This is a genomic window from Erwinia sp. LJJL01 (genome assembly GCF_047300805.2).
In the GTDB taxonomy this organism is placed as follows: domain Bacteria; phylum Pseudomonadota; class Gammaproteobacteria; order Enterobacterales; family Enterobacteriaceae; genus Erwinia; species Erwinia aphidicola.
The window spans coordinates 4,256,942-4,272,167 of record NZ_CP178576.1; the positions used below are offsets into that span (position 1 = coordinate 4,256,942).

The 15,226-nt window shown below is 61.3% G+C and carries 11 protein-coding genes and 1 pseudogene; 4 read left to right on the forward strand and 8 right to left on the reverse strand.

Annotation, left to right across the window (positions count from 1 at the left end):
• The first annotated feature begins 180 nt into the window (after positions 1-180).
• Positions 181-627 (forward strand): VOC family protein, encoded by a 447-nt coding sequence (locus ACLI4M_RS20910; RefSeq protein WP_133623633.1) that lies wholly within the window; start codon positions 181-183, stop codon positions 625-627.
• On the opposite strand, the gene ACLI4M_RS20915 is transcribed toward ACLI4M_RS20910, so the two are convergent.
• The 7 genes from ACLI4M_RS20915 to ACLI4M_RS20945 all read right to left on the reverse strand — a co-directional run bounded on the left by ACLI4M_RS20915 (position 624) and on the right by ACLI4M_RS20945 (position 7,688).
• Entirely contained in the window at positions 624-1,037 is a 414-nt protein-coding gene (locus ACLI4M_RS20915; RefSeq protein ID WP_133623632.1) for a GNAT family N-acetyltransferase, read from the reverse strand. The genes ACLI4M_RS20910 and ACLI4M_RS20915 overlap by 4 nt on opposite strands.
• 319 nt (positions 1,038-1,356) lie before the next feature.
• Positions 1,357-2,007: a methionine ABC transporter permease gene (locus tag ACLI4M_RS20920; RefSeq protein ID WP_133623631.1), complete on the reverse strand. Its 651-nt coding sequence runs from the start codon at positions 2,005-2,007 to the stop codon at positions 1,357-1,359.
• A complete protein-coding gene (locus tag ACLI4M_RS20925; RefSeq protein ID WP_133623630.1) occupies positions 1,991-3,070 on the reverse strand; it encodes a methionine ABC transporter ATP-binding protein in 1,080 nt (359 codons plus the stop codon). The genes ACLI4M_RS20920 and ACLI4M_RS20925 overlap by 17 nt, the downstream gene beginning before the upstream one ends.
• 2 nt (positions 3,071-3,072) lie before the next feature.
• Positions 3,073-3,867 (reverse strand): MetQ/NlpA family ABC transporter substrate-binding protein, encoded by a 795-nt coding sequence (locus ACLI4M_RS20930; RefSeq protein ID WP_062818536.1) that lies wholly within the window; start codon positions 3,865-3,867, stop codon positions 3,073-3,075.
• A gap of 29 nt (positions 3,868-3,896) precedes the next feature.
• Positions 3,897-5,243: an LLM class flavin-dependent oxidoreductase gene (locus ACLI4M_RS20935; RefSeq protein ID WP_366521320.1), complete on the reverse strand. Its 1,347-nt coding sequence runs from the start codon at positions 5,241-5,243 to the stop codon at positions 3,897-3,899.
• The gene (locus ACLI4M_RS20940; protein ID WP_133623629.1) at positions 5,240-6,448 is read right to left on the reverse strand and encodes an SfnB family sulfur acquisition oxidoreductase; all 1,209 of its coding nucleotides are present in this window, start codon (positions 6,446-6,448) and stop codon (positions 5,240-5,242) included. The genes ACLI4M_RS20935 and ACLI4M_RS20940 overlap by 4 nt, the downstream gene beginning before the upstream one ends.
• Positions 6,449-6,458: 10 nt before the next feature.
• The gene (locus tag ACLI4M_RS20945) at positions 6,459-7,688 is read right to left on the reverse strand and encodes an SfnB family sulfur acquisition oxidoreductase (RefSeq protein WP_133623628.1); all 1,230 of its coding nucleotides are present in this window, start codon (positions 7,686-7,688) and stop codon (positions 6,459-6,461) included.
• A gap of 606 nt (positions 7,689-8,294) precedes the next feature.
• Here ACLI4M_RS20945 and ACLI4M_RS20950 point away from each other — a divergent pair.
• From ACLI4M_RS20950 to ACLI4M_RS20960, 3 genes and pseudogenes are all read left to right on the forward strand, one after another.
• A pseudogene (locus ACLI4M_RS20950) lies at positions 8,295-9,264 on the forward strand (GlxA family transcriptional regulator).
• A gap of 77 nt (positions 9,265-9,341) precedes the next feature.
• Positions 9,342-10,352: a type I glyceraldehyde-3-phosphate dehydrogenase gene (gene gap / locus ACLI4M_RS20955; RefSeq protein WP_133623627.1), complete on the forward strand. Its 1,011-nt coding sequence runs from the start codon at positions 9,342-9,344 to the stop codon at positions 10,350-10,352.
• Positions 10,353-10,453: 101 nt separating this feature from the next.
• Positions 10,454-11,470 carry a lipoate--protein ligase A gene (locus ACLI4M_RS20960; protein WP_133623626.1) on the forward strand — a complete coding sequence of 339 codons (1,017 nt, stop codon included), beginning with the start codon at positions 10,454-10,456 and terminating at the stop codon, positions 11,468-11,470.
• Positions 11,471-11,560: 90 nt separating this feature from the next.
• Here ACLI4M_RS20960 and uca read toward each other — a convergent pair whose 3' ends face one another.
• The gene (gene uca, locus ACLI4M_RS20965) at positions 11,561-15,157 is read right to left on the reverse strand and encodes an urea carboxylase (protein WP_133623625.1); all 3,597 of its coding nucleotides are present in this window, start codon (positions 15,155-15,157) and stop codon (positions 11,561-11,563) included.
• Positions 15,158-15,226 lie beyond the last annotated feature (69 nt).

The window sequence follows — 15,226 nt, forward strand, 5'->3', positions numbered from 1 at the left end:
AGCCTCATTGCCCTGCTCTTACCAATGTCAATTCAGGCAGCGCTACGTGAATTCTACAAAATTGTGTGGGCTCTCCCACGCCAGAATTTACGTAGCGTTGCCTGTAAAACGCACTCACGAACAACTGCCACCTTTTGCCTGTGTCATGATGCAGTCACTCATCACCCACAGGAACGGCTCATGTCAGACAATGATGTTGGATTTAGCCATCTGGCTTTACAGGTTAAAGACCTGTCGAAAAGCGTCGAATTTTATCAACGTTACGCGGGCATGCAGATTATTCATCAGCGTGAACCCGGGCTTGCTGAAGCACAAAAAGTGGCGTGGCTGTCTGACCTGACGCGGCCGTTCGCGCTGGTGCTGGTGCAGTCAGAAATCAGTAATGACACACCGCTGGGACCCTTCGGTCATATTGGCGTGGCCTGCGGTAGCCGCGAGGAGATTGATGCCAAGGTCAAACTGGCTGAGCAGGAAGGCGTTTTGCGCCGTGCAGCGCAGCAATCTGCTGCACCGGTTGGCTACTGGGCCTTTTTTGCGGATCCTGATGGCAATACGCTGGAGCTGTCATATGGCCAGCAGATCGGCATGGAAGTTATCACCGCGCGCCTGTCGTCATCGACCGGCTAAAGCAGTGATTTACTCATGCGGTAGTTGATAAAGTTCTGGCCGCGCACCTGCACCTGTTGTGCTGCGAGCAGCTGGTACCCTCGCCTGCTAAAAAATGGCTTAGCCGTGATGCTGGCCTCGGTAAATATCACCGGCAACGCCATGGCAATAACGGCGTGCTCCAGTTTTTCCAACAGCGCGCTGGCCACGCCGGTGCGCAGATACTCCGGATGGGTGAACATCAGATCGAGATGACCATCAAACTCCACGTTGCCAAAACCCACTAACTTATCCTCGATGCTGGCAACCCAGCAGTGACTGTTGAGCAGCCGCTTTTGCCAGGAATCACGATCGGCCTGTGCCCAGGCTGCAATCTGTGCAGGATTATAATCGTGTGAGGCTGTCTCGCGCACAGCGCGTTCAAACACCATAATAACCCCTCCGAGGTCAGAATATTGGTACGACCTCAGCTTAAATGTCTGACTATGCACTATTCCCCACTCCTTATCTATTTGAAGCAAAAGAGGATCATCGACACTCTGTCACTTCCTATCCTATTGAATATAAATTAAAATATAACTCAGATCGCGCTACGTGAATTCTGATGTTTTTGCAGTACTGTGATACAGGAAGATTGACGTAGCACCGTTAAAAATCTCCTCCTGGCAGGCCTGCAGCTTTAATGATAGCGCGGTAGTCACAGATGACATTCTGATAGTTATATCCGTACGTTGTAACTAAAGTACCACATTATCGATGATTTAAATGCCGCGACAGCCGATCGCCGCACAGCTGTAATACCGTGACCAGCGCCACCAGCACGACTATCACCGTGAGCATCACCTGCGAGTCAAAACGCTGATAGCCGTAGCGGTAAGCAATATCCCCCAGCCCGCCCGCACCAATCGCGCCCGCCATTGCCGAAGCATTAATCATGGTGACCAGCGTAATGGTAAATCCGCTGACAATCCCCGGGCGCGCCTCTGCCAGCAGCACATGCCAGATGATATGCCGCCGATGGAAGCCCATCGCCTGCGCCGCCTCCACCAACCCTTTATCCACCTCGCGCAGGCTCACCTCGGCAATACGCGCAAAGAACGGCGTTGCAGCCAGCGTCAGTGGGACCACGGCTGCCCACACGCCATAGGAGGTACCCACCACCAGTCGGGTAAAGGGGATCAGCGCAACCATCAGGATCAGAAATGGCACCGAGCGGAACAGGTTGACGACCCAGCCCAACAGGCGATTAATCAGCGGATTGGCGAAGAGATTATTGCGATCGGTAATCACTAATATCACCGCCAGCGGCAATCCCAACAGCAGCGCGGCCAACGAGGAGGCTCCGACCATCATCAGCGTATCGAGCAGCCCCTGCCATAAACGTTCAAGCTGGAGTGACATAGCCCAGCACCTCCACGCGGTTAGCCAGCGTCTGCGGAATGCTGGCAGGATTAAACGGCAGCGGCTGTCTGGCCGCCTGCAATACGATATGGCCAATCTGTCGGCCCTGCACCCACTCCAGCGAACTCTGTATCAGGATAACCTCCTCACCCAGTAGCCCGAGCTGCGGCACCGCCCCCTGACCGGTATAGCTCAGGCGCAGCAGCGGCTGGTCACTCTGCGTCTGGGGAGCGCGATGCAGGTGCGCCAGCAGCGCTTCCGGCAGACCGCTATGCTGAGGATTGAGCAGGATGCGGGTGGTCGGCTGTTGCGGATCGCCATACACCGCCCACACCGGGCCCTGCTCTATCACCTTGCCCTGCTCCAGTACCGCCACCTGGTCGCACAGATCGTGGATCACATTCATCTCATGGGTAATAAGCACGATGGTGATGCCCTGCCGCTGATTAATCTCGCGCAGCAACGCCAGAATCGAGGCGGTAGTCTCCGGGTCAAGTGCCGAGGTGGCTTCATCGCACAGCAGCAGCTGCGGCTGATGCACCAGCGCCCGGGCAATCCCTACCCGCTGCTTCTGCCCGCCGGAAAGCTGCGCTGGCCAGGCGTGCTGGCGTTCTTCCAGCCCGACCAGCGCCAGCAGCTCATCAACCCGCTTTTTGCGCAGCGGTGGAGAAACGCCCGCCACCTTCAGCGGTAGCTCGATGTTCTCACGCACGCTTTTCGCCGACAGCAGGTTGAAGTGCTGGAATATCATGCCGGTGCCGCGCCGCCATTCAACCAGCTCACGCTGAGTCAGGCGGTTAATATCGACACCATCCACCACCACGCGCCCCGCCGTGGGCGTTTCCAGCCGGTTAAGACAGCGGATCAGCGAGGACTTGCCCGCGCCGCTGCGCCCGATAATACCGTAGATAGCCCCGCGCGGAATCGTCAAGTTGATATCGTGCAGCGCATCCAGCTGCTGGCCGGAATAGCGTTTTACCAGCCCCTGAATCGCCACATGCGTCGAGCCATCCGGGCTTACAGCATCAGCTTCTGTAAGCTCATCCCACGTCATCGTCGCCATACTTACTGCTGCCAGCCAGGCTGATAGAGCTTGCCGTAAAACTTATCGAGGCTGGCGCGCACCACCGGGGAGTGCTGATAGATATCAACAAACTTCTTCAGGCGCGGATCGTCCTGGTGCCCGTCGCGGATGACAAACTGAATCACATATTCCGGGTGCTCCAGCCCGTCAAACAACAGCGCGTTATTCGGGTCAATCACGCCGGAGGCGCGCAGATAGTGCGGATAGCCCTGTGCGAGGTCAACCTCCTCCAGCGAGCGCGACAGCTGCACCGCTTCCACTTCAATAATCTTCAGGTGCTTCGGGTTAGCCACAATATCGTCAACGGTAGACTTCAGCCCCGCGCCGGGCTTAAGGGTTATCAGCTTCGCCTTTTGCAGCAGCAGCAGGCCGCGCCCGCCGTTGATGGGGTCATTGGCAATCGCCACCGTGCCGCCGTCGGGGATCTGATCGAGGCTGCTGTGCTTTTTCGAGTACAGGCCGACATTATTAATAATCGCCGGGGCGTACTTCACCAGATGAAAGCCGCCCTGCTGATTGGCGTTATCAAGAAACGGCTGATGCTGGAACAGGTTAACGTCGATATCGCCGTTTTCGACGCTGACGTTAGGCGCCGTCCAGTCGCTGAACTCAATCAGTTCCACCGCCAGCCCCTGTTTCTTTGCCTCTGCCACGGCGGTTTCCAGTGGCGGTGCGAAGGCCGAGGTGGTGCCGACTTTGAGCGGCCCGCTGTAATCGGCCGCCAGCGCATTTCCGCTGAGCAGCGCGGTCAGTAACAGTGTTTTAATTATTTTCATGATGCCCCCTTTTTTTATGTCCCAGATGTTCAAAGATCGCGACGCCAGCGGGCGGCCGAATGGCGCAGCGGCAGGCGGTCGTGGTTGAAGAGTTTGTGGCGCAGCGTGCCGGGCTGATAGGCGGTTTTATAACGCCCGCGCTGCTGAAGTTCCGGTATAACCAGTTCGATGAAATCGATATAGCTCTGCGGATTGACGATGCGCGTCAGGTTAAAGCCGTCGATATCTGCCTCATCCAGCCAGTGAATAAGCTGGTCGGCCACCTGCGACGGGCTGCCAACAATCAGCGGATAGCGGCCACCGAGGGCGTGCTGCTCCAGCAGCCGCCGCCGTGTCCAGCCGCTGAAGGTTTTGCTGACCGACTCGATGGCGCGCCCGGAGCCGCTGTCGATCGGTTCATCCAGCCCGAAGCGGGCGAGATCGATGCCGATAGAGCTGGAGAAGTGGGCAATCCCCGCTTCCGGGCTGGCATAGCGCAGGTACTCCTGATGCTTCTCCTGCGCCTCCTTTTCCGTGGGCGCGACAATCACCGACACGCCCATAAACACCTTCAAATCACCCGGTTCACGCCCGGCATCGCGCGCCGCGCGGCGCAGCGTGTCCACCTGGGTGCGCATCGCCTGCGGAGTGCTGCCGTTAACAAAGCTACACTCCGCGTGGCGGGCGGCAAACTGCACGCCGCGTGCCGAACTCCCGGCCTGAAACAGCAGCGGCGTGCGCTGCGGTGACGGGGAGCTGAGATGGTACCCCTCCAGCTGGTAATACTTACCGTGATGGCGCACCGGATGAATTTTTGCCGCATCGGCGTAGCGGCGCTGCTGGCGGTCGGCGAGCACTGCACCCTCTTGCCAGCTGCCCTCCCACAGCTGGTAGCTGACGTCGAGAAACTCGTCCGCCTGGTCGTAGCGCTCGTCGTGGCCAAGCAGCTGCGGCTGCCCCATCGCCCGCGCGGCGCTGTCGAGATAACCGGTAACAATGTTCCAGCCCACGCGGCCATTAGTGAGATGGTCGAGGGTGGAAAAACGGCGGGCAAACGGGTATGGCGCCTCGTAGCTCAGGTTGGCGGTCAGCCCGAAGCCGAGGTGCTCGGTGACGCTGGCCATCGCCGACACCAGCATCAGCGGATCGTTAACCGGCAGCTGCACCGACTCGCTGGCGGTCAGCGCAATCCCCTGCTGATAGACGTCATACACGCCGAGAATATCGGCAATAAACAGCCCGTCAAACAGGCCGCGCTCCAGGGTACGCGCCAGGTCCAGCCAGTAGCGTAAGTCGTTAAACTCGGTGGAGCGGTCAAGCGGATGGGTCCACATGCCGTGATGGATATGCCCGACGCAGTTCATATTGAAGGCGTTAAGCAGGATTTTTTTGCTCACAGCGTCCCCCTGCGTGCCGGTAACGCACCGTTTAACAGATAGTTGCCGATCGCCGGATACTTCCAGCGCACCGGGTCGTGCAGCGTATGGGTGCGGGCATTGCGCCAGTGGCGGTCAAGGTTATGCTCGCGAAGCGCAGAGCGGGTGCCGGAAAGCTCAAACAGCAGGTTGGATGCCTCCAGCGCCAGCTCGGTGGTCCAGGCGCGCACGATGGCAACGGCAATCGAGGCCGCCGCCACGCTGTCGGCATCCGGGTTACGCTGCGCGGCGTCTACCGCTTCACCCGCCTCCTGCAGGAGGGCGTCACCGGCCTGCAGGCGTGGCGCAATCTGGCCCACGCGATCGATGGTCAGCGTATCCTGCGCGGCGTGATCCACCCCGGCATCGGGCCACGGGCGCGCACGGCTGTTGATAAAGTTCAGCATGTCGTTAAATGCGGCGCGGGCGATGCCCTGTTCGATGGCGGCATGCATGATCTGCGCGAATGGCCCCACGGTGGTCGGGCGCTCAAAGGCGCTCTGAAACGGCACGATATCCTGCGGGTCGACCCTGACGTGATCAAAGGTGACCGTGCCGCTGCCGGTGGTACGCTGCCCGAATCCGGACCAGTCGTCGATCACGCTGACGCCAGGCTGAAAGCGCGGGACAAATACCAGCTGTTCCCTGCCGCTGGCATCACGCGCCGCAGTGGGAATGCGGTCAGCATACAGCGCGCCGGTGGCGTAAAACTTCTGGCCGTTAAGCAGCAAATCCGCACCGTGCGGCAACACCGCCGTACTGCGCTGATGGGCCGCCGCCGAGCTGAACTCCGCCAGCGCGTTGCCGAGATGCACGCCGTCCAGCACCTCCTGATAAAAACGCTGCTGCTGCGCCGGGCTGCCGTTGACGCGCAGTACCTCCAGCGCATAAAAGTGGTTCTGCGGCACCTGACCGATCGCGGCATCGGCCTCACTCAGAATGGCGATCGCCTGCGCCAGCACCGCCGAAGAGAGCGCCGCGCCGCCGAATTCGGCCGGTACGGTAATCGCGCCCAGCCCGGAGGCAAACAGCGCCTGCAACTGCGCGTGCGGCAGTTCGCGCTCGCGGTCTCTGCGTGAAGATCCGCTGCGAAACTCCTGCGCCAGCTGCTGAGCAACCTCGATAGCCTGCTCAGCACTGTGAATGCGGCTGGCGGGATTTTTGGCCTGAACCTGACTGGTCGGCATGACGTTCTCCTTATATCCAGGCATGGCGCACCGGAAAGACACCGTTAAGGTAGTAGTTGCCGATGGCGTGAAACTTCCAGCGGATCGGGTCGTGCAGCGTATGGGTGCGCGCATTGCGCCAGTGGCGGTCAAGGTTATGCTCAGCGAGCGTGGCGCGGCTGCCGCCCCACTCCAGCAGCTTCTCACTGGCCTTCAGCGCCGCCTGGGTCGTCAGCACTTTGGCCTCCGCCACCACGATGGAGGCGCGCGCCGCCGTGGCCGCATCCAGGCTGGCAGGGTCGACCTCATCGAGAAAGCGTGCCGCCCGGCGCAGCAGCGCATCCGCCGCAGCAATCTCGACCCACACGCGCCCGACGTCGGCCTGCAGGTGCGGGTCGTCGCTGTTGCGCTCCACTCCGGCATCCACCCACGGCCGGGAATGCTGGCGCACAAAGGCGCAGGCCTCATCAAAGGCGCCGCGGGCAATTCCGCCGTCGATAGCCGCCTGGATCAGCTGCGATACCGGGCCGCGCAGCGACGGTTTATCGCTGGCGGGCGTGGGGATCACCAGCGCAGCCTCCACCGCCACCTCATCCAGATGGATAGTGCCGCTGGCGGTGGTGCGCTGCCCGATGCCGGACCAGTCATCAACGATCTCCAGCCCGGCGGAATCGCGGGGCATAAACGCCATCACCGGCTGGCCGCTGTCGTCGATAGCGGTGGTAACAATGATGTCGGCGAACAGCGCACCGGTGGAGTAGAACTTACTGCCGGAGAGCCGCAGCCCGCCTTCACGCTGCCGCAGCCGCGCCTGCACGTCCCGGGTGTGTCGGGTGTTCTTCTCCGGGCCGCCGTTGCCTAAACGCTGCCCCTGCACTACGGCAGAAAACAGGCGCTGCTGCTGTGCGAAGGTACCCTCATCGCGCAGGAACTGTATCAGTCCGAAGTGGTTCTGCGGGATCTGCCCGAGGGACGGGTCGGCGGCCGAAATAATGCGGAATACTTCCGCCACGGTGCGGTAAGAGAGCCCGCCGCCGCCGAATTCGCGCGGCACGGAGATACTGCCGAGGCCGGAGCGGCTGAACAGCTCCAGCGCCTCCAGCGGGTAGATGCGTTCGCGGTCACGAGTGGCGGCATCGCGCAGCGCCAGATCGGCCACCGCACGCGCGGCGCAGAGCGCCAGCTCATCGCTGAGGATCACCCTGGCCGGAGGATTTTCTGGGCGTGTAAATGCCGCAGTTTGTTGCGCTGACTGGCTCATGATTTCCCTTAATTAACAGGCAAAGCGGTGCCGGATGGCACAGGCCATCAGCAACAGGATTTGTCGAATTTAATTAATATAATCAGAGCGATAATAATTAGTAAAGCGCCACAGTTATGACAAATATGGCGTTTGATTGCTGATATTCAGCTAAGGGAACTCACTGTATCGGGCTGACCGAAAAAGAGGGTCAGCCCCTACGGGTAATTATCATCGGGCACATCAACCGTAGGGGCCGACCGCTGTTCTGGTCGGCCCTTATGTAAACGGGCTGACCGAAAAAGAGGGTCAGCCCCTACGGGTAATTATCATCGGGCACATCAACCGTGGGGCCGACCGCTGCTCTGGTCGGCCCTTATGTAAACGGGCTGACCGAAAAAGAGGGTCAGCCCCTACGGGTAATTATCATCGGGCACATCAACCGTGGGGCCGACCGCTGTTCTGGTCGGCCCTTATGTAAACGGGCTGACCGAAAAAGAGGGTCAGCCCCTACGGGTAATTATCATCGGGCACATCAACCGTAGGGGCCGACCGCTGTTCTGGTCGGCCCTTAATTTCCCCTACCGCCCCATTGACTTAATCTGTATACATCGTACATTTACCGCCATGCACACTTTCCTGATCATCGTCCCCGATGGGGGCATGCTGTTTGAATCCGCAGGGGTCGCCGACATTCTGATGCAGGCTAACCGCCTGCGCGCGCGCCGACGCTTTTTATCACATCACCGTGGCCACCACGCAGCCGCACCGGGTGATCCACGGCCAGTCCGGGCTGAACCTGCTGGCCGACCAGCGCCTGCTCGATCTCGACCCGGGTGAGCAGCGCGATACCATAATGGTGACCGGGCGCGGATTAACCGAGGAGGAAAATGCCGGGGTAGCTGACTGGCTGCGCCTGGCGGCACCGCACGCCGGGCGCGTGACATCCGTGTGCGGCGGCGCGATGCTGCTGGCGCAGGCGGGCCTGCTGGAAGGACGGCGTGCCACCACCCACTGGCGGCTGATGGAGGCCCTGCAAACCCGCTTCCCGAACGTCAGCGTGCAAAATGGCCCGCTGTACGTGCAGGATGGCACGGTCTGGACCTCCGGCGGGGTCAGCTCCGGTTTTGACCTCACGCTGGCGCTGGTGGAAGACGACCTCGGATTTGACCTGGCGCGCTGCGTAGCGCAGGACCTGGTGATGTATCTGCGCCGCCCCGGCGGCCAGGCCCAGTTCAGCCGCTACCTGCTGAACCAGGCCGCCGATGGCCCGATTGCCGGGCTGCAAAGCTGGATGGCGGCTAACCTGAGCGCAGATCTGTCGGTGCAGAGCCTGGCAGAACGGGTGGCAATGAGCCCGCGCAACTTCACCCGGGTATTTACCCGTGAAACCGCCATCAGCCCGGCAAAGTATGTTGAGGAGCTGCGTTTAAGCGCGGCACGGCAGCGGCTGGAGCAGACCCGCGACGGCGTTGAACAGATTGCCTGCCTGTGTGGCTTTGGCAGCGCGCTCAATCTACGCCGGGTGATGGAGCGCAATCTGCACGTCACGCCGGGTGAATACCGTCAGCGCTTCGCCATGCGCACAATGGCGTAAATTGATCTATATTTGTCATTTACGCCATTCAGAACCCAGTCCAGACTGAACTCATTACTCATAATAAGGAGTTCACCATGGTAAACGTCGGTATTAACGGCTTCGGCAGAATCGGACGTAACGTGCTGCGCGCCGCGCTTGGGCGCAGTGATTTTCAGGTAGTGGCGATCAACGACCTCACCGACAGTAAAACCCTTGCCCACCTGCTGAAATATGACTCGCTCTCCGGCACGCTGCCCGTCCCTGTGGAAGCGGGCGACGGCGAACTGTGGGTTGACGGCCAACGTATTCAGGTCTTTTCCCAGCGCGACCCGGCGACCATTCCGTGGAGCAGCGCCGCAGTGGATATCGTGATCGAGGCCACCGGTTTCTTCACCGATAAAGCGCAGGCCGAAGTACATATCACCCACGGCGGCGCCAAACGGGTGATCATCTCTGCCCCGGCAAAAGGCGACGACCTCACCATCGTAATGGGCGTTAACCACCAGCAGTACCACCCGGCGCTGCATAAAGTGGTCAGTAACGGCAGCTGTACCACCAATGGGCTGGCTCCGGCGGCGCAGGTACTGCATCAGCACTTCGGCATTAAGCACGGACTGATGAACACCACGCACGCCTACACGAATAGCCAGGCCCTGCACGACCAGCCTGAGAAAGATTTGCGCGGCGCGCGTGCCGCCGCCGAGTCCATCGTCCCCTATTCCAGCGGCGCGGCGAAGGCGATTGGCAAGGTGATCCCGGAACTTGATGGCCGCATGACCGGCTACTCGCTGCGCGTCCCGGTGCCGGTGGTGTCGATCGTTGACCTGACGGTGAATCTGGATCGTGACGTGACGGTGGAGGAAGTCAATACCGCATTCCGCCAGGCGGCGGAGTCCGGCCCGCTCAAAGATATTCTCGGCTACAGCGAGGAGCCGCTGGTCTCCAGCGACTATCGCGGCGACGCGCGTTCCTCGGTAATTGACGCCCTCTCAACGCTGGTGATTGGGGGCAACATGGTGAAAATCCTCGCCTGGTACGACAACGAATGGGGCTTCTCTAATCGCCTGGTGGATCTTGCGCTGCTGATGGAACAGCGCGGCCTGTAACCCCATCTGAATCACTAAGAGCATCATAATGATGCTCTTTTTTTTCTTAAGCTTCATGGTGGTATGATGCCTGCGCCGCTGAACACTCCATGGAGTCATTAATGTCCACACTGCGTTTGCTGTTATCCGATTCTTACGATCCCTGGTTTAACCTGGCCGTTGAGGAGTGCATTTTTCGCCAGATGCCCGCCACCCAGCGCGTGCTGTTCCTGTGGCGCAATGCCGAAACGGTGGTGATTGGCCGCTCGCAGAACCCGTGGAAAGAGTGCAACACGCGCAGAATGGAAGAGGACAATATTCGCCTGGCGCGGCGCAGCAGCGGCGGCGGCGCGGTGTTTCATGACCTCGGCAACTGCTGCTTTACCTTTATGGCCGGCAAGCCGGAGTACGATAAAAGCGTATCCACGGCGATTATCCTCAACGCGCTTAACGCGCTGGGTATCCCGGCGGAAGCATCAGGACGTAATGACCTGGTGGTGAATACCGCCGACGGGCTGCGTAAAATTTCCGGCTCTGCCTATCATGAGACCCACGATCGCGGCTTCCACCACGGCACCATCCTGCTTAACGCTGACCTGTCGCGGCTGGCAGACTACCTCAACCCGGATGTGAAAAAACTGCAGGCCAAGGGCATTACCTCGGTGCGCTCGCGCGTGGCGAACCTGGAAGAGCTGGTGCCCGGAATTAGCTTTGAGCAGATCTGTGGCGCGGTGACGGAGGCATTCTTTAGCCACTTTGCCGAACAGTGCCAGCCGGAGATGATTTCACCGAGCGCACTGCCCGACCTGCCGGGCTTTGCAGAGCAGTTTGCTAAACAGAGCAGCTGGCAGTGGAATTTTGGTCAGGCTCCGCACTTCCAGCATCTGCTGGATACGCGTTTTAGCTGGGGCGGCGTGGAGGTCCACTTTGACGTTGAGCGTGGAAAGATTAGCCGCTGCCAGATATTTAGCGACAGCCTGAACCCGGCGCCGTTAGAGCAGCTGGAGCAGGCGTTAAATGGCGTGGAGTATCGCCCGCAGGCGCTCGGCCAGCAGGTGGCGTTGCTGACAGCGGCGTTTCCCGACCAGCAGACAGAGTTGGCACAGCTGCAGGCGTGGCTGGTCAGCAGCGTTAGATAAACCGGGCGGACCAAAAAAGAAGGTCCGCCCCTACAGGTGATTGCTGCTGTAGGGGGCGACCTTTTTCCGGTCGCCCCTTGCTGGATAATGTTAACTTTCCAGCACCACCACGCACTGCCCGGCGCGCACCGCGGAGCCGGGCTGGACGCGCACCTCGCTGATAATGCCGTCGCACGGTGCCAGCAGCGGGATCTCCATCTTCATTGCCTCGATAATCACCAGCACGTCGCCCTGCTTCACCGCGTCGCCCGGCTGGAACTTCACCTGCCACAGATTGCCGGCAATTGCGCTCTCCACCGCCTGCTGCCCGGCCTGCAGCGGCTCGTCATCCGGCGCGGCGCTAGCCTCCTCCTGGCTATCGAAATGGGCCTGACCGCTGGCGATCCAGCGTTCGCGTTCGGCGTTAAATGCCGACTGCTGGTGGGTGCGGAAGACGTCAATGCCCGTGCTTTCGCGCTGTAAAAACTGCTGATAGTCGGCCAGCGCCAGCTCGGTGTGCTCAATACGCAGCGGATAGCGCCCCAGTGGGAAATCACGACGGATAACCTGCAGCTCGTCGGCGGAAACCGGGTAGAACTTAATCTGGTCAAAAAAGCGTAGCAGCCACGGTTTACCGTCGAAATCGGCGACCTCACGGTAGCGGTTCCACATCTGCAGCGTGCGGCCCACGAACTGGTAGCCGCCCGGCCCCTCCATGCCGTAGACGCACAGATACGCCCCGCCGATCCCCACCGAGTTCTCCGCCGTCCAGGTGCGCGCCGGATTATACTTGGTGGTAACCAGCCGGTGGCGCGGATCGAGCGGCGTGGCGACCGGAGCGCCAAGGTAGACATCGCCCAGCCCCATGACCAGATAGCTGGCGGCAAACACCGTTTTGTAGACCTCATCAATATCCGCCAGGTCGTTGATGCGGCGAATAAACTCAAGGTTACTCGGGCACCAGGGTGCATCGCGGCGCACGGTGGTCATATATTTATCAATCGCCAGCTGGCAGGCGGGGTCATCCCACGACAGCGGCAGGTAAACCACGCGTGACGGCACGCGCAGATCCTGCTGCGCACACACCGTTTGCCACAGCCGCCCGACCGTTGCCAGCAGCTCGCTCAGCGGCAGCGCTTCAGGGCGATAGTGAACCTGCAGCGAGCGGATGCCGGGCGTCAGGTCGATCACTGCCGGATGGTTAATGGCCTCCAGCGCCTGCATCAGAGCATGAGCGCGAAAACGCAGCACCAGGTCCAGCTCCGGTGCGCCAATCTCCAGCAGTAGATGGGTATCACCGCACAGCCGCGCGACCAGCTGCGTATCACCCGTGCCGCACTCCAGCACCACCGGGGAATTCAGCGGCGCAGGCTGCCAGACGCAATCCACCGGCGCCAGCGCCTGCAGCTCCGCCTCACGCTCTGCGGCCAGCTGGCGGGCGGTCGCCACATCCACCGCGACAAACTTCAGGCGATCGCCCGCTTTCAGCTGCCCGACCTGCCAGAGATCGGCCTCAATCACCGTCACCGGGCAGACAAATCCGCCAAGGCTCGGGCCGTCGCGCCCGAGGATCACCGGCATATCCCCGGTGAAATCCACCGCGCCGACCGCATACGGATTATCGTGGATATTCGAGGGGTGCAGCCCGGCCTCGCCGCCGCTGTCGCGCACCCACTGCGGTTTTGGCCCAATCAGCCGCACCCCGGTGCGGCTGGAGTTGAAATGCACCTGCCACTCGGTGGCGAAAAACGTCTCAATGTAGCCGACAGTGAAATACTCTGGCGCAGCGTGCGGGCCGTAGATAACCCGCAGCTCGCGCAGCGCGGGCAGATCGCTGCACAGCGCGTCAGGCAGTGCCTCTCCGGCGCGCGCATCGCGCAGTTCGCTCAGATGCAGCACGTCACCCGTAAGCAGCGCGCGCCCCGCATGGCCGCCGAACTGCCCGAGGGTAAAGGTGCTTTTACTGCCGAGGTACTCCGGCACGGCGATCCCGCCGCGCAGGCAGAGATAGCTGCGCACGCCGCGGCCAGCGATGGTGCCGAGAGTTAAGGTGCTGCCCGCCGCGATCGCGAAGGTCTGATTCATCGCCAGCGGCTGGCCGTCAAGCGTGAGCGGGATCGCCGCCCCCGTCACCACCGCCACGCTGGCCGTATTGAAGCGCAGCGTTGGGCCGCTCATGGTGATCTCCAGCGCGGCCGCCGTCGGGTCGTTATCCAGCAGGCGGTTGCCCAGGCGTAAAGCGCGGTCGTCCATCGGGCCGGACGGCGGCACGCCCACCGCCCAGTAGCCAAGGCGGCCCGGGAAGTCCTGCACGGTGGTTTGCGTTCCGGCGCTCAGCACCTCAACGGTGGTGGCGCGGTAGTGCAGCTGCTCAAGGCAGCGCGTCCACGGCGAGCCGCTGGTGAACGGCTGCGACGCGAGGATCTGCTGCAGGTACTGGCGGTTAGTCTCAACGCCGTACAGGCGGGTTTCTCCCAGAGCCTGGCTGAGCGCTGCTGTCGCCTGTTCGCGGCTGGGGGCAAAGGCGATAACCTTCGCCAGCAGCGGGTCGAAGAATGGCGGGATCTCACAGCCGGACTCTACCCAGCGGTCAATGCGCAGCTGTTTACCGTCGGCTGGTGGGAAAAACACCTCGGTCAGCAAACCGGGCGAAGGCTGGAACTGGCGGCCAGGGTCTTCGGCGTAGACGCGCGCCTGAATCGCATGGCCCTGCGGTGACAGTGTCACGCCAAGTTCTGCCAGCGGCGGTAGATCCCCGGCCGCAAGAGCGATCATCCAGCGCACCAGATCCACGCCCCACACCTGCTCGGTAACGCCGTGCTCTACCTGAAGACGGGTATTGACCTCGAGGAAGTAAAACTGTTCGGCGGCGCTGTCGTAGACAAACTCAACGGTTCCGGCGCTGCGGTAGCTGACCGCCTTCGCCAGCTTGATGGCGGCGGCACAGAGCGCATCGGCCATGCCCTGTGGAAGATTGGGTGCCGGCGTCTCTTCAATCACCTTCTGATTGCGGCGCTGCACCGAGCAGTCGCGCACGCCGAGCGCAATCACCTCACCCTCGCCGTCACCGAAAATCTGCACCTCAAGGTGGCGGGCGCGCTCGATATACTTCTCGATAAACACGCCCTCATCGCTAAAGTTGTTCTGCCCGAGGCGCTTTACCGCCTCAAACGCTTCGCTCAGTTCAGCCGCGCTGTAGCAGACGCGCATGCCGATGCCCCCCCCGCCCGCGGTGCTTTTCAGCATCACCGGGTAGCCGACCCGTTCGGCGGCCATCAGCGCAGCGGCAATACTCTCCAGCAGCTCCGTCCCCTCCAGCAGCGGCACCTGATGCTGTTTCGCCAGCGCACGTGCGGTGTGCTTCAGGCCGAAGAGGCGCAGCTGCTGTGGCGTCGGGCCGATAAAGGCGATGCCGGCGGATTCACAGGCTTCGGCGAAGGCGGCGTTTTCCGAGAGAAAACCGTAGCCGGGATGGATGGCCTCTGCGCCGCTGGCGCGTGCCGCCGCGAGGATCTTCTCCACCACCAGATAGGTGTTGGCCGCCGGGCCATCGCCAAGGCTGACCGCTTCATCGGCCTCGCGTATGTGCAGGCTGCTGGCATCGGCTTCGGCAAACACCGCCACGCCGCTGACGTTCATTGCGCGCAGCGAGCGTAGAATTCGGCACGCAATCGCGCCACGGTTAGCAATCAGCAATTTTTTAAACATAGGGCAGACTCACACCAGGGCGGGCCGTCCCGCCAGTCTTCAGGCCGCCCGGGGTCGTCCCCGGGGGAA

Excerpts from the sequence above, each read along its gene's own strand:
- ACLI4M_RS20910 (WP_133623633.1), top strand. The coding sequence starts at position 181 with ATGTCAGACAATGATGTTGGATTTAGCCATCTGGCTTTACAGGTTAAA.
- ACLI4M_RS20915 (WP_133623632.1), bottom strand. The coding sequence starts at position 1,037 with ATGGTGTTTGAACGCGCTGTGCGCGAGACAGCCTCACACGATTATAAT.
- ACLI4M_RS20920 (WP_133623631.1), bottom strand. The coding sequence starts at position 2,007 with ATGTCACTCCAGCTTGAACGTTTATGGCAGGGGCTGCTCGATACGCTG.
- ACLI4M_RS20925 (WP_133623630.1), bottom strand. The coding sequence starts at position 3,070 with ATGGCGACGATGACGTGGGATGAGCTTACAGAAGCTGATGCTGTAAGC.
- ACLI4M_RS20930 (WP_062818536.1), bottom strand. The coding sequence starts at position 3,867 with ATGAAAATAATTAAAACACTGTTACTGACCGCGCTGCTCAGCGGAAAT.
- ACLI4M_RS20940 (WP_133623629.1), bottom strand. The coding sequence starts at position 6,448 with ATGCCGACCAGTCAGGTTCAGGCCAAAAATCCCGCCAGCCGCATTCAC.
- ACLI4M_RS20945 (WP_133623628.1), bottom strand. The coding sequence starts at position 7,688 with ATGAGCCAGTCAGCGCAACAAACTGCGGCATTTACACGCCCAGAAAAT.
- gap (WP_133623627.1), top strand. The coding sequence starts at position 9,342 with ATGGTAAACGTCGGTATTAACGGCTTCGGCAGAATCGGACGTAACGTG.
- ACLI4M_RS20960 (WP_133623626.1), top strand. The coding sequence starts at position 10,454 with ATGTCCACACTGCGTTTGCTGTTATCCGATTCTTACGATCCCTGGTTT.
- uca (WP_133623625.1), bottom strand. The coding sequence starts at position 15,157 with ATGTTTAAAAAATTGCTGATTGCTAACCGTGGCGCGATTGCGTGCCGA.